The organism is Deltaproteobacteria bacterium, from assembly GCA_016210045.1.
In the GTDB taxonomy this organism is placed as follows: domain Bacteria; phylum UBA10199; class UBA10199.
In genome coordinates this window covers 12,645-31,686 of record JACQUX010000009.1, presented here as the reverse complement: position 1 = coordinate 31,686, position 19,042 = coordinate 12,645, and the positions used below count along the sequence as shown (strand labels likewise).

At 62.9% G+C, this 19,042-nt stretch carries 17 protein-coding genes and 1 tRNA gene; 4 read left to right on the top strand and 14 right to left on the bottom strand.

The annotated features are described in order from the left end of the window. Positions 1-66 precede the first annotated feature (66 nt). Together folB and HY696_02165 are read right to left on the bottom strand one after the other, a co-directional pair. Positions 67-414 carry a dihydroneopterin aldolase gene (gene folB / locus HY696_02170; protein MBI4237208.1) on the bottom strand — a complete coding sequence of 116 codons (348 nt, stop codon included), beginning with the start codon at positions 412-414 and terminating at the stop codon, positions 67-69. 1 nt (position 415) lies between these two features. Next, on the bottom strand, positions 416-829 hold the full coding sequence (locus HY696_02165) for a 6-carboxytetrahydropterin synthase (protein MBI4237207.1): 414 nt from the start codon (positions 827-829) through the stop codon (positions 416-418). Positions 830-871: 42 nt separating this feature from the next. On the opposite strand from HY696_02165, the gene HY696_02160 reads away from it, so the two are divergent. The 4 genes from HY696_02160 to HY696_02145 all read left to right on the top strand — a co-directional run bounded on the left by HY696_02160 (position 872) and on the right by HY696_02145 (position 4,982). After that, the gene (locus HY696_02160; GenBank protein MBI4237206.1) at positions 872-1,615 is read left to right on the top strand and encodes an SDR family oxidoreductase; all 744 of its coding nucleotides are present in this window, start codon (positions 872-874) and stop codon (positions 1,613-1,615) included. Positions 1,616-1,696: 81 nt separating this feature from the next. Continuing rightward, positions 1,697-3,142 carry an exopolysaccharide Pel transporter PelG gene (pelG, locus tag HY696_02155; protein ID MBI4237205.1) on the top strand — a complete coding sequence of 482 codons (1,446 nt, stop codon included), beginning with the start codon at positions 1,697-1,699 and terminating at the stop codon, positions 3,140-3,142. Beyond that, positions 3,117-4,313: a class I SAM-dependent rRNA methyltransferase gene (locus HY696_02150; GenBank protein ID MBI4237204.1), complete on the top strand. Its 1,197-nt coding sequence runs from the start codon at positions 3,117-3,119 to the stop codon at positions 4,311-4,313. The genes pelG and HY696_02150 overlap by 26 nt, the downstream gene beginning before the upstream one ends. A gap of 12 nt (positions 4,314-4,325) precedes the next feature. Next, entirely contained in the window at positions 4,326-4,982 is a 657-nt protein-coding gene (locus HY696_02145; protein ID MBI4237203.1) for an SDR family oxidoreductase, read from the top strand. A 106-nt stretch (positions 4,983-5,088) separates the two neighbouring features. Here HY696_02145 and HY696_02140 read toward each other — a convergent pair whose 3' ends face one another. The 12 genes from HY696_02140 to secG all read right to left on the bottom strand — a co-directional run bounded on the left by HY696_02140 (position 5,089) and on the right by secG (position 19,041). Next, entirely contained in the window at positions 5,089-5,916 is an 828-nt protein-coding gene (locus HY696_02140; protein MBI4237202.1) for a hypothetical protein, read from the bottom strand. 124 nt (positions 5,917-6,040) lie between these two features. Beyond that, a complete protein-coding gene (locus HY696_02135; GenBank protein MBI4237201.1) occupies positions 6,041-6,496 on the bottom strand; it encodes a type II toxin-antitoxin system VapC family toxin in 456 nt (151 codons plus the stop codon). Positions 6,497-6,504: 8 nt separating this feature from the next. Next, positions 6,505-6,735 (bottom strand): hypothetical protein, encoded by a 231-nt coding sequence (locus HY696_02130; protein MBI4237200.1) that lies wholly within the window; start codon positions 6,733-6,735, stop codon positions 6,505-6,507. Between the two features lie 49 nt (positions 6,736-6,784). Then, positions 6,785-8,245, bottom strand: coding sequence for a GT4 family glycosyltransferase PelF (gene pelF / locus HY696_02125; GenBank protein MBI4237199.1), 1,461 nt, complete (start codon positions 8,243-8,245; stop codon positions 6,785-6,787). A gap of 3 nt (positions 8,246-8,248) precedes the next feature. Then, on the bottom strand, positions 8,249-10,207 hold the full coding sequence (locus HY696_02120) for a HEAT repeat domain-containing protein (protein ID MBI4237198.1): 1,959 nt from the start codon (positions 10,205-10,207) through the stop codon (positions 8,249-8,251). A gap of 63 nt (positions 10,208-10,270) precedes the next feature. Beyond that, complete coding sequence (locus HY696_02115; protein MBI4237197.1) at positions 10,271-11,335, bottom strand: hypothetical protein; 1,065 nt, start codon at positions 11,333-11,335, stop codon at positions 10,271-10,273. Positions 11,336-11,417: 82 nt separating this feature from the next. Next, positions 11,418-12,833: a diguanylate cyclase gene (locus HY696_02110; GenBank protein MBI4237196.1), complete on the bottom strand. Its 1,416-nt coding sequence runs from the start codon at positions 12,831-12,833 to the stop codon at positions 11,418-11,420. Next, the gene (locus HY696_02105) at positions 12,821-13,198 is read right to left on the bottom strand and encodes a response regulator (GenBank protein ID MBI4237195.1); all 378 of its coding nucleotides are present in this window, start codon (positions 13,196-13,198) and stop codon (positions 12,821-12,823) included. The genes HY696_02110 and HY696_02105 overlap by 13 nt, the downstream gene beginning before the upstream one ends. Before the next feature lie 7 nt (positions 13,199-13,205). Then, a complete protein-coding gene (locus HY696_02100) occupies positions 13,206-16,220 on the bottom strand; it encodes a hypothetical protein (GenBank protein MBI4237194.1) in 3,015 nt (1,004 codons plus the stop codon). Next, positions 16,207-18,264, bottom strand: a complete 2,058-nt coding sequence (locus tag HY696_02095) for a hypothetical protein (GenBank protein ID MBI4237193.1) — start codon at positions 18,262-18,264, stop codon at positions 16,207-16,209. The genes HY696_02100 and HY696_02095 overlap by 14 nt, the downstream gene beginning before the upstream one ends. Positions 18,265-18,462: 198 nt before the next feature. Further along, positions 18,463-18,544 (bottom strand) — tRNA-Leu (locus HY696_02090). Positions 18,545-18,681: 137 nt separating this feature from the next. After that, positions 18,682-19,041, bottom strand: coding sequence for a preprotein translocase subunit SecG (gene secG, locus HY696_02085; GenBank protein ID MBI4237192.1), 360 nt, complete (start codon positions 19,039-19,041; stop codon positions 18,682-18,684). Position 19,042 lies beyond the last annotated feature (1 nt).

The following is a 19,042-nucleotide window of genomic DNA, read 5'->3' as shown; positions in this document are numbered from 1 at the left end:
CGAGGAAAGATTCGTCATTCTGAGCGAAGCCGCTGCGCCCGCCGCTCCGGATGACGACCAATGCTGTCACGGCCGTGTGATTGTTACGCCCACTTCGCGGGCCTGGGGGAAGTGCGCTGGTTTGTGCAACGTCACGGTAACGTGGTGGGCGGGAAAGTCGCGCAGCACATGGCGGGCAATGGCCTCGGCCAGTGCTTCTAACATGTAATACGTCGACGCTTGCATAACGGACGCGACCGTTTTGCCGACGGCGGCGTAGTCGATGGTGTCGGCCAATCGGTCGCTGCTGCCGGCCGGACGCAGGTCGGTGGCCAGCGTGATGTCGCAGCGGATCGGTTGATGTTGGGTGCGTTCCCAATCGAGGTCGCCGATCAGACAATCGACGATAATGTCGCGGATCGTGATCGTGTCCATGTCAATCCGCCCCGGCCCGATACATCGCGCAGGAACTTGGTGTCTCCCAGAGTCGCACTTCGGTGACGCTTAAGCCCAGCGCGCGGGCTTGGGTAAAGAGTTCGTATGCGAGCGTCTCGGCCGTGGGCGGCGTGGCGAGCAGATAGAGCGGCTCTTGGTGTTGCTGCAGCAGCGGAACGAGCGGATCGTTGGTGGCCAATACCATGCGGTGATCCAAGTGGGTGTCGATCCACTGTTTCATCGCCTGTTTGACGGTGCGAAAGTCGCAGACCATGCCGAGCGGATCGAGGGCCGCGCGGCTGACGACGATCTCGACCCGTGCGTTGTGCCCATGCAGGTGGCGGCACGGGCCGTCGTGACCGAGGATGCGGTGGCCGTAACAAAAGTCGATCGTGGCGAGAACGGCGTAAGCCATAGCGTTTGCGCGGAGCGCGGAGCGGTGCTATACGCCGCCGCCATGGCGATGGCAAGCGAGGCGATGTGGCGCGAACGGGTCGCGTTAGTGACCGGTTCGACGCGCGGCTGGGGGCGGGCGGTGGCCGTGGCGCTCGCACAAATGGGAGCGCGCGTTTGTGTGCATGGCCGGACCGCGAGTGCCGCAGGCGACGCCGTCGTCGCCACAATCCGCGCGCAGGGCGGCTCCGCGGCGTTTTTCCCGTTCGACGTCCGTGACACCGCCGCCGTTGAGACCGGCGTGGCGGCGATCGAACAAACAGTCGGCCCGATCGACATCGGTGTCTTCATGGCCGGCCGGTACGACACTGCCGCATTGCCGGAGCTCACTGCATCGGAGTGGAGTGCGGCGTTGGAAACGACGCTCAGCGGCACGTTTCATTGCTGTCAAACCCTGTTGCCGCGGATGCGGGCGCGCCAGCGTGGCCGCATCATCACCGTCGGCTGCGTCGGCTGTGAACGCATTTACCACGGCGTGCGTTCGGTCGCGTACCGGATCGCGGTCAGTGGGAATTTGGCGCTGACCAAGGCCTACGCGCAGCTGGCCGCGCGCGACGGCGTGACGGTGAATTTAATTGCGCCTGGATTTCTAGAAAACACCGTGGATACGATCGACGCGACCCAACTCCCCGCCGGTCGTCTGTCGCATTTCGACGACGTGTTCCCGGCGATCCGCTTCTTGCTCTCCCCCGAAGCCGCCCACGTCAACGGCACCTGTCTGACTGTGAGCGGAGGCTACGTCCGATAAGGAGTGCGCAGGGGCAAGCAAAGCCCACTCCAAACCGAATCGTTGTTGCAAGGCATCGCCGCGCTCGAGTAGTGGAAACGCATGGCCGGCATCGGGTTTCGATTACAGCGTCTGTTGAGCGGCGAGTCGTACACCGACTGGCTCCGCGCGTACTTGTATTCCGCCGTCATCACCACCGGCCCGATGTTGATCGTCATTACGACGTTGGCGCTGATCAAATGGCAATTCAGTCACTACGTCAGTTTGGAAGAAGGCCAACTGCTGCTCGGACTGATCGTCTACGCGTATACGGCATCGATGCTCGGCGTGGCTCCGTTTCAATATATCGTCACGCGCTATTTGGCCGATCAACACTACGCGCGCCAACTCGACCGCTTTACCCCGGCGTATGGGGGCGCGCTGTGCTGCGTCTTTCCGCTCCAAGCGCTTGTCGGCCTGGCCTATCTCACGTCGCAGCCGTTCTCCGTGGTCACGAAGTGGGCGCTGCTGATGTTGTTGCTGTCCGTCAGCGGGACCTGGATCGCGATGCTCTTCCTCTCCGCCGCGCGCAGCTTTCAATGGATCGGCGCGGCGTTTCTGTGTGGCGGCGTGGTTGGCTACGGCGCGGCCGTGTGGTTCGGCACACAACGCGGCTTCGACGGCTTCCTGCTCGGCTTCGCCTTAGGGCAAGGTGTGACCTGGCTGATCCTGAGCGTGCGCATTGCGCGCGAATTCGGACTGCCGCGCGGCCCGGAATTTTTCTTCCTGCGCTATTTCAAGACCCATCCGTTGCTGGCGCTGATCGGTGTGGCGTACACGGTCGGCATTTGGGTCGACAAATGGTGCTTCTGGTTTTCTGACGCCGGCAATGCGATCGGCGGCAATCTCCGCGTCTGTTTCGCGTACGACACCCCGATGTTTTTGGCCTTCCTGACGATCGTGCCGTCGATGGCATTTTTCTTAGTGCAGATCGAAACCAATTTCGTACGCGTGTATTGGTCGTACTACCACGCCATCCGCCAACGTGCGCCGCTCACGACGATCCGAGCGCACGAGACCAACGTCCGCGAAACGATCACGACGCAATTGCGACGCTTCGCGCTGTTTCAAGGACTCGTGACCGGCGTGATCATCCTGTTCTTTCTCGAGATCAGCGAATTTTTTCAGCTCAATCCCGCGCAGTTCGGGATCTTCCGGATCGGCCTGCTCGGCGCCTTTCTGCAAATGGGCATCTTGATCATCCTGACGTTTTTTTTCTACTTCGACTGGCAACGCGAGGCGTTGGTGCTGACCGGCCTGTTCGCAGTGTTGAACGGCGGCTTCGCGCTCGGCACGCTGGCCGTCGGACTGCCGGCCTATGGCTTCGGTTTTGCGGCCGCGAGTTTCATTACGTTATTGTGGGGCACAATCCGCCTCTACGAGCGCGTCGAAGCGCTCACGTTCATTACGTTCATGCATCAACCGATCACACCGCCACCACAGGAATTCGAAGCCGAGGCCCGTCGACGGCCGGTCACGCTGGATGAACCGTCGTTCGGTGTTTCGTGAGGAGATGCGGTCGATGCTGACGTTGCGTCTGAAGCCTGGAAGACGACCGAGCCGAATCATGGCCGGACACTGTTGGGCGTATCGCAGCGAACTGGTGCTGCCCGCAGGATTGCGACCGGGCGATGTGGTGGATTTGCACGACGCGCGCGGCGCTTGGATCGGTCGCGGCTATGTGAATCCTCATTCGGAAATTGCGTTTCGTTTGCTGACGCGCCGCTCCGATGAGGCGATCGACGCCGCATTTTTCCGGCGCGCAATAACGGCCGCTTGGGCGTTGCGCGAGCAATACGGCTTAGCGGAAGAACCGTGCCGTGTCGTCTTTTCCGAAGGCGATGGCCTCCCCGGCTTCATCGTCGATCGTTATCCACCGGTCTTGGTGGTGGCACTCGGCACTGCCGGCGCACATGGTCTGCGCGAACCGTTCCTGGCCGCACTGCGCGCGCTTTTTCCCACCGACGCGATCGTGGAACGTTCCGACACGGCACGACTGGCGCATGAAGGCGTGCGGTCCCAAGTGGGGGTGTTGCACGGCGCGCCGGAATTGCCAGTCCGTTGCCAATGCGACGGGATCGCGGTCGCGGTCGATCCGCTGCATGGCCAAAAGACCGGCGCGTTCCTCGACGCGCGCGAACTGCGGCGCCATCTGCGCGCGCACGCCGCCGATACGCGCGTGCTCGACTGCTTCGCGCACCTCGGCTTGTTCGCGCGTTATGCGCTCGCCGGCGGGGCCGCAGCCGTAACGTGTGTGGAGACCGACGCGGCCGCCGTCGCGCAGCTACGCGCGGAGCTGCCCGCGGCCTGCGTGCTGGCGGACGACGCGTTCGAAGTTTTGCGCACGTTGGTGCGCGAACGCGCGCAATTCGATCGCGTGATCCTCGATCCGCCGCCGTTTGCGAAAGACGCGCGTGCTGTCGCGGGCGCACTGCGCGGCTACAAGGAAATCAACGTGCGCGGGATGCGGCTGTTGGCGCCGGGCGGGTTGCTCTACACATCGTCGTGTTCCTACCACGTCGATCGTGCGGTATTCATGGAGATGCTCCGCGCCGCCGCCGCCGATGCCGGTGGCGACTACCGCATCGAAGCCGTGTTCAGCGCTGCCCCCGATCATCCCGTCCGCCTCGGCGTCCCGGAGACCGATTATTTCAAGGGCGTCGTGTTACAACGTGTCTGAAACGGAGATGTTATGGAAGCGTTGATCATCGGCGGGAGTTCCGGATTGGGATTGGAGCTCGCGCATATATTGGCAAAGGATTATCACGTCACGATCACTGGGCGGCAGAACCCTGGGACGGCCGCTGCGACCTTTTATCGGCTCGACTTGGCGAAGCCCACGCTCGGCACGCGGCTCGACCAATTGCTCCGTGCCGTGCCACGCGTTGATTTGCTCGTCTACGCCGCCGGGTTTTACCAAGAGGGCCGTATCAGCGAGTTGTCCGACGTCGCGTTGACGACCATGCAACGGGTCGGGCTCTTGGCACCCGCTCTGTTACTGCAACGCCTCTTACAACGGCAAGTCGATTTGCCCGGCTTCATCGCGATCACGTCGACCTCGCAATGGACACCGCGTCGCTTGGAGCCGATCTATACCGCAGCGAAAGCAGGCCTCGGGATGTTGGCCAACTCGGTCGCGCTGGACGAACGCGTCGGCAGGGTGTTGGTCGCGGGCCCTTCAGGGATGCAGACGCCGTTTTGGGCGCAGAGCCGACGCGACGTGACCGGCATGCTCGATCCACGTTGGGTCGCGGAGCAGATCCTCACGTTGTACAGTGCGCCGTTCGACTACCAATGCGCCCGCATCTTGCGCGATCCCGCCCGTATTGAGGTCCTGGAGACGCGGTAGGCATTGCGCCGGCAACCGCTGAGGGCGTGAAAGCAACATCGATGCATTCGCAGAGATGATCTTTCAAAAAGCTTCGTACACCCCACTGCTCGTACGAACAGCCACATTATGCCGGAATTTCCAGAGCCGATGCTGGCCCGTGCAGCAAATCGGTCAGAAAGCTGTGCACCGTTGGGGCAAACTCCGACGCCTCCAACAGCATGACGCCGAGGTCCGACCGCGCTTGCGCAATGGTTCCGACGGCGTCGAGCAATGTCGGGAAACGCACCGCGGTGCGAATCAAGCATGTGAAATAGACCATGCCGATAACAAGAGGATTGGTGCGCGCGATCGCTTGCAACAGTGGAACGGAACGGACGTCCCGATAACCATCCTGCACTACGGTGAGCAACGCGCGTTCCGTCGCGATCGCCAGTTCATCCAACTCGGCCGGACCCGGGTCGCTTCGACGGTGTTGTTCCTGCATCGCCGCGTTGCGCTGCGTCGCCGCTGCGGCAACCAGCGTGGCAAACAACTGTTGCCCAGCCCCGGAACGCGCGAACGAGAACGGGCTGTCCTCTAAGAGCAACTTTACGGCCGAGACCGCCACCCTGTCGCCGTTCTGATATTGTCGCACGACTTCATCGAGTGCCAGGCCCCCCGTCCATGGATCCGTGGTGTGGAGCACCATCTCGAACAATCGCGCGGCATCGCACCGTTGCACTTGCCATCGGCGGAGTCCGGCCCATCGCGCCGGCAACGGGGCCAATTGCAGCCCCTCCGCGCGGGCCTCGCTGACGATCTGCGCGACCATGCGCTGCCCTTTGCTCCCCTGTGCTCGGTCCAAACCACCCAGCCACTCACGTCGCGCTGCCGCGTTTCCGACATGTGGTTGCGTCTCCAGCGCCGTCCGCACGGTCATCGGTTGATATCCACGTTTACTGAACAATGGCATCGCGGGCTCCGCTCTTTTTACTCCCCCACCTGCGGGGACTGGTTGACAGGTTCAATCGCATATTGGTCGATTATCGGCGGCACAGAAAATAAGTTGCGTGAAGCGCGGTCACCAGTTGAGCGCATCACTTTTGCCATCGCCGGATCAGCGGCGGGACGGTGTCGAGCGTCAAGAGATGGCCGTGGGTGGAGGCTGCGCGGGCGTAGCGGCGGTCGGCCGTGAGCAGTGTCCCCTGCTGGACGATGGCCATCGCGTGGTACACGGCATCGTAATAGGTCTGCCGGCGGGTCGTACCCAAGATGCGAAATGCCATGGCCGTTTCCTGCGGCTGCGGATCTCGCTGTGGGATTCTGAAGGCCATCCATTGCGCATAGAGCGTGGTCGCTATGACACCGTCCGATCGGCTGACGCTTTTTTGTTGTAGTGCATTGGCGATTTCATACGAGAGCAGTGCTGGCACCAGACAAGTGATCCGGCCGCGCACGAACAAGTGCAACAGCGCTGCGACATCCGCAGCGGCCGGCTCGTTCAACAACAGCGTCAAAACCACAGAGGCATCCAACACGATAAGTGGCGGCAAATCCATGGTCAGTGTGTGCGGCGTTGGCGATGCAACAAACGAACGGCGGCGCCTCGGGCGCGGCGGCGCACGGTCTTGACCGTGTCGAGGAGGGTCGTGAGTGCGGCGTGTCGTTGCAATTGGTCGAGCTTCTCGACAACCGCCTGTTCGATGAAGGCGCTCTTCGCGCCTTTTGCGAGCATTTGATTCATCCGCGCAATCGTCGCTTCGGTGAAGCTCAGCGTAATCGGTTTTGCCATACGATTATCATACGTATTGAGCATACGTAGTCAACGTCAATTATCCCCCTCACAGATAGCGCTCGTACCAATTCAGATAGCGGCTCAGCAGATCGGTTTGGTCGTAGTAGCGGCGGACGCGGGTTTGGCCGGCCTCGGCGCAGCGATCATACAGCGCGCGGTCGCGGAGCAATTGCAAGATCGCGGCGGCCGTAGCGTCTGGATTGGCGAGTTCGGTGAGCAGGCCGCTGACGCCGAGCGCGCGATCGTCCGGCCCGCGGCCCTCCAGCATCTCGCGGCACGCGCCAACGTCGGTCGCGACGACCGGAATCCCGACGCCGTTCGCTTCGAGGATCACATACGGTTGCGCCTCCGAGACGCTGGTGAGCACGACGAGATCGAGGAAACGATAATACTCGAGCGGATCGACGCGGCCAGTGAACGTCACGTGATCCTCCAAGCGCGCGAGCCGGACCAGACGGCGACATTCTTCCGCATATTCCGGCTCTTCGTCGGCCGGGCCGATCACAAAAAAGTGCGCTGCGGGCATCGCTTCACAGACGCGCTGCGCGGCCTGTAAATAAGTCTTCACGTCTTTGATCGCGACGACGCGGCCCACCAAGCCGATTTGCGGTTTCGCGCTGCGCGTCCGCGTCACGAGCAGCAAGCGATCCAGGTCGATGCCGTTGGGAATGATCGCGATCTTTTCCGGTGCGGCGCCGCCCAGCACTTGCTGCGTCTTGTTGCCTTCATACAGCGTAAAGATTTGATCGGCCTGCGCATACGCGACGCCGCTCAACACATGGAACAGCTGGACCCACCACTGCTTGAAAAACGGAAGTTGGCGTGCGGCGCGTACGCGCGGCTGGGCCTCTTCGTAAATCCAATTCGCCTGAGAAATTTCGAGCAGCCGTTCGTAACTATAGATCCCGTGCTCGGTCAGCAACATCGCCGCGTGATGCTGCAGCTTGGCCATCGCGGCGAACCATCCCGCATAGCCGGTCGAGACAGCGTGATAAATGCGTGCCGGCGGAATCGCAGCTATCGAGACTTGCGCCAGCGGCAAATGGGTGGCGCGCCAGGTCCAGAAGAAATCGAGGAACGAGACGCTAGGAGCCACGCGCAAGTGCCAGCGGCAGAGCAGATCCCAGATCGCGCGATGGCCGAAGAGCGTCGGCAGGTCGAAGCAGCGCGCATCGCCTTGGAAACTGCGGACCAACGCGGGAAAGCGATCGTAGCGCGCCTGCGCGAGATCGTCGTACCACGCGGCCAACTGCGCGAAATCGGCGTCCGTCGGATCGCGGCGCCGCGTCGACTCGACGACGTAATCGTGCAAATAAATTTCCCGCAAAAACAGGACGTGCGGCGGAATGGTGTATTTCGCCCGGCGCGTCGGATCGGATTGCGGCGCGATATAGACGATGCCGAAGCGCAAATCACGCATCGCCGAGACGAGCTGATGCACCCACGTCGCGACGCCTCCCGCAACATACGGATAAGTCCCTTCCAAGATCAGACAGACATCGATCATATCTTATGCCGCGTTTGCGAGCATCCGGCGCAGCGCCGCGCCGACATCGGCGTGCCACGGCGACCAGGTCTCGTCTCCCAAGCGCGTTGCCAGCCAACCCACGGCGTCCGCTTGCGAGCTGAAGCTGAGCATTTCGATCAAGACACGACGCGTTGCATCGCGGTGCGACTCGATCCACGTCACGACGGTCTCGAGCGGCAGCGCAAACCGCACCGGGGTTTCCTGCAACGCGAGCACCAAACGCGCCAACCAGGCCCGGCGCACGTCCGTTGCGAGCAGCCATTCCATCAGGCGGACCATATCGATCCGTCCTGAACCGACGAACGCGACCAACAACGGCACTGCATAGGCCGCAAACGCCACGGAGCCGGCGTCCCACGGTTCGGCGCAAATCGCCTCCGCCAACGCATTCCCGTCGACGGCCGTCGGGTCCAACGTTTGATAGACCTGCAGACAGGCCACGACGACATCGTCCGCGACGGGGGCCGAACGCGCCCATGCAATCACGGCGGCAGGATGCTGCGTGAAGAGCGGATGCGCCGCTTCGAGCAAATGCGCGCGCACGCCCGGATCGGCTTCGGACGCGCAGCGGGCCAGGATTTCCGGCACGAGTGTCGCATCGCCGATGTGGGCAAGAATCTGGATGGTCAAATAGCAGAGATTGATCGCCGGGGAGTGCAACAACGTGCGGAGCGGAGTCACGACGATGTCTTGTATGCGGCCGGACGCCACGCGCCGCACGCACGCCCGGAGCACTTGCTGTTGTAGAATCGGACGCGCGCTCGTGATCGCGAGATACTGAAAGAGTTGCGGCGTCGCGTCGGCGGGCACCAACTGCAGGATCGCGCCGAGCGCGGCATACGCGAGCAACGGGCTCGCCGTCAGCAGCGGTTCGAGCACGGGAATCGCACGCGGCGCTCCGAGCATACCGAGCGCCTCGATGTACAACAATTGCTCCCGCTCCGACGCGGCCTGCTGTAACGCATTCGTCAAGCGGCGCAAATAGCGTGCGGATCGTCGTTCCACTTGCGCCCCCAACAGTATGGCCTTGCTCCGTACCGCCGATTCGGGCGCCGCATACAGCGTGGCCACGCCGCGAGCCACGAGGCGCGGCGGCAACGACAACAAGATCCCCTCCGCGCCTAATGCCAAATGATGTGCGGTCGTTGTGGCTGCGACACGGACCAAGGTTGCGACGACCGTGACACTGGGGAAATGGGCCAGCCCGCGGAGACACTCGGCATGCACCCGCGCGGACGTATCGGCGGTGAGCCGCGCCAGCAGCACCGGCACGTCGCGGCGTCGAGGTCGCTGGCAGAGACTCCAAATCGCCGCTTGGCGGACCGCACCGTCGGCATCACGCACTGCCGCACGCAACAGTGCATGCGCCGCGCCGCTCCCGGCCGCATAGACGGCACCCGCGACAAGCAGCGCTTGCACCCGCACCACGGCGCGCGGATCGGCCAACCACGGTCGCAAGTCCAACAACAAGCGCGGCTCCGGGAAATGGCGCAACGCGCGCAATACGTGGAGCAACAACGCCTCCTCGGCGTGGGGCAACAGGGCTAAGAGGTAGTCGAGACTTTCCCGATGTCCGCCCTTCGCCAACTGCTCAATAGCGAATTCGAGTGCCGGCCCCGTACTCAACGTCAGCAGTGGCAGTAGCTGTGCGTCTTTTTGTGGATCGCGATTTTCGACAAAGGCCTGCGCGGCCGCGCGATGCACGACCGGATTCGCGTCGCGCAATAAATCCTGCAATGTCTGCGTGGCGCGCGGCTCCGCGATATGCGCGAGGAACCGACAACAGAGGACTTTCAAGATCGGATCGCCGCCATGGATGATCTGCTCCCATACCGCTTGCACAGGCTCGGCCTCGGCGCGATACAGCCCGAGCCACGCCCCAAAGCGCGCGTCTTCGCTCCCCTCCTCAATTTCCCGGCGGATGGTGATGAGATCGATCATAAATTCTTGGTGGCTAGTGGCTGGTGGCTAGTGGCTGGGGATCGGACCACGAGTCACCAGTCACTAGTCGCCAGCCACCCCTTTTACCCCCCACCATTGCCCCAAACTCCGCCACGTCGCTTCGCCGGCGGTCACTTGCGGGATCGCCGCGATCGCCGCAGGCACGGCGTGATATTGGCCGTCCGCAAACAAACATTCCGCGCGGGCCTGATGGACGGCGACCGAATCCATTTCCGGCTGCGCGGCCAATTGCTCGAGCACTGTCAATGCGGCGGACCAATCGCGCGCACGGCGATGCAACTCCACCAGCAACCAATAGGCCGAGGCGTTCGCATACGGCGTTCGCGTCGCGGCCGTCAGATGTTCGCGCGCCTCCTGGGTGTACGCGCGCGCGGTCTCGGGGTCGAGCAGTCCCGACGTGACATATTGCCAATACACCTTCGCCATCAGGATGCGCGCCGAGACCTTGAACGGCCCACGGCGCAATTCCTGGCGCGCGGCGTCCAGCGCCTCGTCGAAGTCTTTTTTGATTTGTTCGAGCGTCGCCGCGATCGCAAAACGGATGCTGAGATTCGGATCGCGCCGATGATGCAGCAACAACGCAATCGCGTCGGACGTCCGCAACACCGCCAGCCGCTGCACCGCACCGCGCTTCAAGGCCTCGTCGGTGCCCGCCAAGATTTCAGCGAACGGGAGCACGTCGAGGCCTTCCAACACTTGCAGACGCCGCTCACGTGCGGAGCGCGCCGCCGGCACGGCCGTGAGCAGATCCGACGCGCCCATCGGATCGAGCGCGTCGTCCAGCGACGCCGAGCCGACGGCATGACGCCACCATGTCAGCCCAACCGCGACACCCCATCCGATCAGCGGCAGGAACGCGACGCTCAATGCGCCCCACTGGGCGTGACGGCGTTCCGGGGCGAAATAACTTCGGCCTCGTGGTTCCGCGAACAGAAAGAGGACGCCGACCGCCACCAAATGCCAGAGCAGCGCAGACCCGGGAAATTGTTCGATCCAACGTCCGTTGGTTCCCAAGGCCTGGAGAAACGGCCACTCGCAGAGACCCGCCAACACCACGGCGAGCCACGGACGCCAGCGCGGTTTCCAGTCAATTCGTAGCGATGCCATGTCGTGTGCCCCTCCCCCTCACCCACCCCTCTCCCCAAGGGGGAGAGGGGAATGGAGTCCCGCAGCACGCTGCGGGAACCACTCATCCGGCGGCGGCATAGTCGTCACTGTGCAGTAAACGTTGTTGGGCCGCCTGCAGGAGCGTCGCCAATTCGTGCATCGCAGGCGTGAAGTTCGCCGCACCGACGCGGATCCTGATCCGATCAAATCCCTCGCCGACCGCGTGCAAACGGAAACTCGTGAGGCGTTCGCGGAATTGGGCGCAAGCCTGCGCCACATGTTGTTCCGTCGCCGTTATTAATAACATCGCAAACGGGATCTCCGCGGCCCCGTAGCGCGCGACGATATCGAGATCGCGCACGCAGCCTTTCAACAGTTGCGCCAAGGCCAGCAACAACCGATCACGCTGTGCGACGCGGAGACCATCCAACCCTTCCACTTGCACCAAGACGATGCCGAGCGGGAGATAATACGTGCGGGAACGCAAGAATTCTTGTTCGGCCCGCGCCGCGAAATAGCGGGCGGAATAGAGTTGGAATTCCGGATCGAGGATTTCGCCGGCCTTCAATGCCTCGACATACTGCGCACGCCCGATCGCGCGCGATCCCCAGCCGAGCAGGAAGCTGAACAGATTGATCCCGGCGCTGTGAAATTGGGTCAACGGCAATTGCTGGATCGCGACGATCGCCACCGGATCGCCGCCCTCGCCCGCAAAGAGCGGGCCTGCCATCACCGCATCGCTGGACGACAACGCGCCGCCCACTAAGACTTCGTCGCTCAGCACATCGCGCACGCTGACGACGCGACCGAACGCCCCGGCGCGCCCCACCAACCCTTCGTTCCACGCGTAACTCCGTGGCCGTTGTTCTTCGGAGCGCCAGCCGTGCGACGTATGCAAACGCCAGGTCGCGCCGTCGCGCAGATACAGCGCCGCCACGTCGGCTTCGAGCGTCTTCGCAATAAAATCGAGCAACGCCGGATAGAGCGCTTCGAGCGATGTCGCGTCCAATCGTCGCGCCCCTTCGTACAGCGTAACGAGCGTCGACATCCGCGACACAATGCGCTGTTCCAAGCCGCGATTCACGTCGGCCAGCGTGCGTGCTTCTTCCTGCACGTGCTGCAATCCCGCTGCGGCCTGCGCATTCTCCGCCTGCAATTGCGCGATGCGCGCGCGATCGCGGGCCGTGACCACACCAATCAGCGCGCCGAGCAACACAAACGTGCCGGGCAAAAAATAGAAGCTGAAATCTTCCAGCCGATACGGATCGACGGAATGCCACGCGGATCCCAGATACAGCGCTGCGGCGAGACTGCCGCTCACGACACCCGCCGTGATCCCGTAACGGAATCCAAACAGCAGAATCGGCAACCAATACGGGTGCGGGTCAATCTCCAGAAAGCCGGGCCACTCCGGCCAGACCAGCTGATTCAGCGCGACGAGCAGGCCGAACGCGAGCGGGATTTCGTACCACGCGGCGTACGCCTTTAACCACTGCATAGGAGTTGGCGAATCTGGTCGACGAGGCGTTGCGGTTCGAACGGCTTAGTCAGCACGACGACGCGGTGTTGCAGTAAGAATTTCCGTTCACTGTCGGTCAAGACCTTCGCCGTCAACGTGAGAATCGGGACGGTCGCCGTCGTGGGCCGCTCCCGCAGCTGTTGGATCAGTTGCATTCCATCCACCTGCGGCATCATCAGGTCGGTGACCACTAATTGCACCGGTTGCAGATCGAGCGTGGCCATTGCGTGGGCGGCATCGTTGAGTGTCGTCACGGTAAAGTCGTAAAAACGGAGCAACGCCGCCGTGAGCTCGGTAAAATCGACCTCGTCGTCGATCAGTAAAATGTGTGGTGTCGTCGTCATGATCCGCTCATTGCCAATGGCCGGAGAATCCGACCTGCACGTCATGACTGCGACCGGCCAGCTGCGTGCGTGTTTCCTGCCCATACTGGTAGCCAAATGCGAAATCAAGCCAGGAAGAGAGCGGCACTTCGGCCCGCGTGCGGACCCCGAAGAGCTCGCCTTGCAACAGATGCAGGCCACGGCTCGGATCCTCTCCCAGAAAGATGCCCGCCTCCAGCAACGCATGATTGCGGAGCCGATGCGCCAGCTGCGCCGTCAGGTAATGGGCGCGGCTCCGCGCAATCAACGGGACTTGCGCGAGGAAGTTGCCGCGATCCTCCACCTGCGTCAGCCCGAATTGGTACCCGACACTGAATAGCGGTCGCTCGGTCACGATCATCGCCACGGCCGGCTCGAAATGGTGCTCGTCCGCCGCCGCGCCGTCACTGTTCGCGTGCAGATGCCGATATTCGTAGCGCCCGCTCAACACCACACGACGCCACGGACGATATTCCCACTGCAATTCGCCGCGATCCTGCGCCGTACCGGCCTGCACCGCGGACGGCAGATCGATGCGCAAGCCGTGATATTCTCCGGCCAGCGACAGTTGCAGCCGATCGGATGGCGCGAATCGCAGCATCAGTGACGGCGTCACGACTTGGCGCGCGGTGCTGCTTCCGCCTCCGAGTCCCACACCGACTCGCCACATAGCGCCGATATCAGTCACGCCGTGAATCCGCGCGATGCCGGCCGTGCGCCAGGCCCCGCCGTCACTCTGCAAATGGCCGAGCTCCGCATCGGCCGCAATCGCCCATCGCGCGCCGATTTCCTGGCGATACCCCAACTCCTCCGCAACGATCGTGTCGCTGCCATAGCGCGTGACGTGCGAGACCGCGCGCAGCCGCGCATCGTGTTCGGCATGCAACGCCCACAACGCGTCCGCCGCGCCGAGCCGGTTGCCCGTTGCAGCACCCACCTGCTCCCACAACGGCACGGCCTGGCGCCAGCGTCGTGAGCGGCCGTAGACTTCCGCCAAATCGCGCTGCAACGCGCTCCGCGCACTCGGCAATAGCGGGATCGCGCTAGGCTTTGCCAACAGCGCCTCTAAGCGAGGAACGGCCCGGTCCCACTGCGCCGTCGCAATCCACCAACGCGTCTCCAACCACTCCCGCTGCGCGCGCAGCAACGGAAAGTGCTGCGCAAAACCATCTAACTGTTGCCGCGCCGCCGCATATTGCCGATCGGCCAACAACAGATCGATCGCATCGATGACCAAGTCCGCATGCTGCGGAAATCGCACCAACGCGGCTTCGTAATCCGCCCACAACGCGCGCGGGAGTCGCTTCGCGCCGACGTCGGCCAAACGGACTTTCGCCTTCAACCACTGTTGCGCGACGAGCGGGTCACGCGGCAAGGCCGAGCCCGCGACGCTCAACAGTTGCGCCGCGCTGGCGCGCGCGGCCTTCATCTGCGCCACTGCCGCTTCCGCCTCGCTGCGCCAAAACCAGAGCGCCGCGTGCGCGGGCGCTTGCGCGGTCGCGGCGACTAACAGTTGTCGCGCGGTCTCCGGCTCTCCCAGCGCCAACAATTGTTCCGCCGCCTCTTGCTGTACCGCCGCGTCGGCGCGATGCGATCGCGCGAGTGCGACATAATCCTGCACCGCACTCGAGAAATCTCCGTGCTCCACGGCCAACGCCGCCACGGCGCGCCGCACACCACCATGCGCGGGCGCCTGTTGCAAAAAAACACGCCCGATCCGCACTGCCTCCGCATTGCGCCCGGCACGCCGCAACGCCTCGATCCGCAGCTCCACTATTTCCGGCCAACGCGGCCACAGTCCGGCGATTTGCGCCAACCACGCGGCGGCGCGTGTATCGGCGCGACGGCTCATCAACAGATGCGCCACATCCAGCGCGCGTCGCCGATCATGATGCGTCGCTACATAGCGCCAATAGAGAGGGAGCGGCGCGGCGTCGTGCAATTCATAGAGAAGCAGATCGACTAACAGCCGCTGCCGTTCGTGATCGTCGGGAAAGTGCTGTAAATACTCCTGCAGCGCCACCACTGCGCGGCGCGGCTGCGCCGCATCGAGCCACAGCGCAATCCAATCCTGCCACACCGGTTGATCGCGCGGGTCCTGTGCCAATAACGTGCGATACACCGCCTCCGCTGACGCGGCCGTTCCCTGCCGCCGATAGAGACTCGCCAATTCGCGCCACACATCGCGGCGCTCCGCCATTCCCGCGCCGGACTGCTGCACCCATTGCTCGAGATCCGTCACCGCTCGCGATAAATCGCCCTGCGCTATGGCCAACGTGGCACTTGCCCGCAACAGTGGCGCACTGCCCACCGCTCGACGCAAGCCTTCGTCGAGGACCCGTCGCGCCGCGTCCAACGCAGCGCCATCGCGCAACACGCTGACGAGTTCCAGACGCGACCCAACGTCATCCGGCGTGTCAACGACCTGTCGTTCCAACGCCGCGCGCACCGCCGCGCGGTCCTGCCGGCCGCGATCCATTCCCTCGCGCGCTTCCCGATACGGCTGCGGATCGCGCGCGACCCGTTCCAAGTCCGCCAACAAGGCGTAGGCCTCGTCGCGTCGCTGCGTCCAGCGTGCATAGCGATACGCGTCGTAGAGCAATGCCTCGACGCGTTCCCGACGAAATCGCTTTATTGCCATAAAGTTGCGCGCCACGCGCACTTGCGCGCGATACACGGCCTCCGGATCGGATTGCCGTTCTAAGAAATCGAGGTATTGCGTCGCAATGCGCCAGTCGGTCGCACGGTGGGCCGCCAAACGCTCCCACAACAGCGCCGCTTGCTCGGGGCGTCCCATTCGTTCGTACAAATTGATCAGCCGCAACAGCAGCGGCTTCGCCGTTGGCCGGTCGGCCAAACCGCGTAAATAAGCCTGTTCCGCGCGCTCCAGCTCCGCGCGTCCCTCATAAATGTAGCCGAGGAAAAACGCGCGTGGATAGAGCACCGTCGCGACCAATACGATCGCGCCGAAGAATCCCAATAACGTGAGCCTACTGCGTCGCATCGATGTGTACCGTTTCCGATCGCCGGAAAGACGTCGCCACCGGGAAGTGCAACGTCAGCCGCCCGGTGGCATCCGCGTCGACCGTCTGCTCGCTGCTGCCGCGCTGTATTCGGTAGCGGCGCTGCGGTGTCATCCCCGCCAGCACCACGATCCCGCGCCCCCAGCCCTGCTTGGCAAACCGGACCTGTACCGCATCCGCATGCCAGTCCCGAATTTCCAGATTGGCCTGCTCCAGATACGCGCGCGTCGGTTGCGTCGGCGTCAACGCGATGAACGGCGCCGCCGCGATGGCGTCGAGCGTCACATAGAGCGATCCTGCGACATGGCGAAAACCGAGCACTCCGTGGGAACGCGTGAAATCCACCGAGCGCGGCTCGTCGTCGAAACGCACGGTGCGCAACGTGCCGAGGTCGTGAAGCACAAAGCCGTCGCCCTGGCGTTCCATCCGCACACGGTAAAAATCGTTGGCCAGCGCCGTGTATTGGCTCGCCCACAGCGGAAAGATTTCCTCGCGCAGCGCCTGATCGTAGACTTGGCGCAACGCCGCGACGGACGACTCCCGCTCGCCGCTATAGTAATGGTAGTAGATATTCAGCGGCTTCAGGCGAATCGGCGTTTCGGTACGAGTGAACGTCTCCAACACATCGCGATAGCCGTAATACGGCCCCGACCAGAGATTCGTGAAGACATTTTCGTTCGGCATACTGGTGTAAATCTGCCGCGCGCCGCCGCGTTCGATCCCGATCGGAAAGAGATACGCCGTGCTCGGATGCCATCGGTCGATCCGACTATCGCCGCCATTGAGCGTGAGCGGAATCGCGCTCGCGGCCGCAGTCAGCGTGGCCTCGTCGGGAAGACAATTGCCGGTCCATTGATAGAGTCGGACCGGCTTGTCGATCCGCAACGTCTGCAGCAACTCCCGCAGCCGTTCCACGGATCCGACCGTCTCGGTCGCCACATCGAATTGATAGCCGGGGATTTGCAACGCGAGCGTCCGTTTGCCCCAGTGATTCGGATGGGCAAAACCGTGCGCCGCCACTTCGACATTCGGCAGCGCCAACAGCTCGTGATACAACGCCGTAATCCGCGGCCCTTGATAATTCGCGAGTGTGAAATAACCCGTGATCAGCGACGCCGTGATCGGCACGTCGGCAAAGCGCCGAACGATCTCGCGGAGGATCACTTCGCCCGCGTACGATTGCCCGTCGAGATGCGAGACATTAAAGATGCCGTCGCCGTCGATATGGCTATAGAAGATCCGCCGCCCATTCACGGTCGTCACATCGGGGCGTGGTAATCCGTGTAGGTCAAGAGCCGCCGCAAAAAAACGACCCGGATGGAGTCGCCACTGCATCCGTTTTAGCTCTGTGTCTTCATACAACGCATACCCGGCATGTACGAAGCCGCCGGCCGGACTGGTAAAGACCAACGCGGCGTCGCTGTCCGCCAAGTCCCGACGGCGCACCGTCAAATAACTCGTCGTGGCCGCCGACGCGGCACGATACCGGTTGTACGTCAGCGGTTCCGTCAGATCGAGTCGCCGCTCGAACTCCACCATCGCGGAGTCCTTGGTCACGACGTCCCAGAAAAATGGATTGTCGGAAAATTCGTCATCATAATCGGCGCCGAGTCGATGCAACAATTGCACGCACGCCGGCGACATCCGCCGCGTCCCCGGCAACATCACGCCCGGCTCTTCAAGGATCACGATCCGGCGTCCTCGCGTCGCTTGGGCGTCGAGCCACGCGCAGTACGCGGCACCGTCCGCCACGACATCGCGCCCGGCAAACCAGGTCAGAATGCCACGGACATCCTCCAACTCCGCGGCGCGCGGCAGCGGCCGGCTGAGCGGATGATAGCGCACGATGAGGCCCAAGTGATTCAGCCAGACCTCGGCGTGTTGATGGATCGAAGTGAAGAAGTGGTCGGGAAAGCGCCGATCGTCGTAGATCGCCAGCACGGTCCGCGGAATGGACTCCGTCGCATGCGCGGGCGACGCCACCACCCACACGCCCAGCACAACCAAACAAATCCATTTCAACACGCGGGGGGACATGCAGATGGTATTAGCATGATTCAGGAGGGCGGAGATTGACTATTCGCTTCTTTTGAAAACCTCTATTTTCTATTCTCCATTTTCTATTTTCCCGATTTTCCGCCCACAGCAACGGCACGAAACAGCAGAAAATAGAAGAATAGAAAATGGAAAATAGAGGACGATTTACCTCGCGGAAAATCGTTGTGCCGCGGGGGAGATTCGAACTCCCACGAGTTGCCCCACATGCCCCTCAAGCATGCGTGTCTACCAATTCCACCACCGCGGCCAGTTACGCATCCTTCCTTATTCTCCCTCTCCCTTTGGGGAGAGGGTAGCCGTCCACATTCGGTGGACGGCGGGGTGAGGGGGAGAATGCCATGGGCTCTCATCCTGTCCTTCTCCCCAAAGGGAGAAGGGACATTGCTACGGCTGTGCGGGCGTTGTCGGCTCGGTCGGCGCTTCGCTGGGCGCGGCCTCCGGCACCGGGAACGCTTCGGGCGTCGGCGCGACATCGGCGGCCGGGACCGTTTCGATCACCGAGTTGTTGACCTCCATCGTGGTGCGCGCGACCCGCGCCAGCCCCAGCGCGGTCAGCAAGAAACAGAGCGCCACGCCCGTGGTCATCTTTTGGAAAAAAGTGGCAGGCCCCCGCCCGCCGAAGATCGTTTGCGAGCCACCCCCAAACGCGGCTCCGATCGACGCCCCTTTCCCTTGCTGCAACAAGATCACCCCGCACAGCACGAGACATAGCACCACATGCACAATCAATAACGCCGTAGCCATA

Coding starts and splice junctions, on each gene's coding strand:
- HY696_02145 (MBI4237203.1), top strand. CDS start 4,326: ATGGAAGCGTTGATCATCGGCGGGAGTTCCGGATTGGGATTGGAGCTC.
- pelG (MBI4237205.1), top strand. CDS start 1,697: ATGGCCGGCATCGGGTTTCGATTACAGCGTCTGTTGAGCGGCGAGTCG.
- HY696_02130 (MBI4237200.1), bottom strand. CDS start 6,735: ATGGCAAAACCGATTACGCTGAGCTTCACCGAAGCGACGATTGCGCGG.
- HY696_02105 (MBI4237195.1), bottom strand. CDS start 13,198: ATGACGACGACACCACACATTTTACTGATCGACGACGAGGTCGATTTT.
- HY696_02140 (MBI4237202.1), bottom strand. CDS start 5,916: ATGCCATTGTTCAGTAAACGTGGATATCAACCGATGACCGTGCGGACG.
- HY696_02115 (MBI4237197.1), bottom strand. CDS start 11,335: ATGGCATCGCTACGAATTGACTGGAAACCGCGCTGGCGTCCGTGGCTC.
- HY696_02165 (MBI4237207.1), bottom strand. CDS start 829: ATGGCTTACGCCGTTCTCGCCACGATCGACTTTTGTTACGGCCACCGC.
- HY696_02160 (MBI4237206.1), top strand. CDS start 872: ATGGCGATGGCAAGCGAGGCGATGTGGCGCGAACGGGTCGCGTTAGTG.
- secG (MBI4237192.1), bottom strand. CDS start 19,041: ATGGCTACGGCGTTATTGATTGTGCATGTGGTGCTATGTCTCGTGCTG.
- folB (MBI4237208.1), bottom strand. CDS start 414: ATGGACACGATCACGATCCGCGACATTATCGTCGATTGTCTGATCGGC.
- HY696_02100 (MBI4237194.1), bottom strand. CDS start 16,220: ATGCGACGCAGTAGGCTCACGTTATTGGGATTCTTCGGCGCGATCGTA.
- HY696_02110 (MBI4237196.1), bottom strand. CDS start 12,833: ATGCAGTGGTTAAAGGCGTACGCCGCGTGGTACGAAATCCCGCTCGCG.
- HY696_02150 (MBI4237204.1), top strand. CDS start 3,117: ATGAACCGTCGTTCGGTGTTTCGTGAGGAGATGCGGTCGATGCTGACG.
- HY696_02120 (MBI4237198.1), bottom strand. CDS start 10,207: ATGATCGATCTCATCACCATCCGCCGGGAAATTGAGGAGGGGAGCGAA.
- pelF (MBI4237199.1), bottom strand. CDS start 8,245: ATGATCGATGTCTGTCTGATCTTGGAAGGGACTTATCCGTATGTTGCG.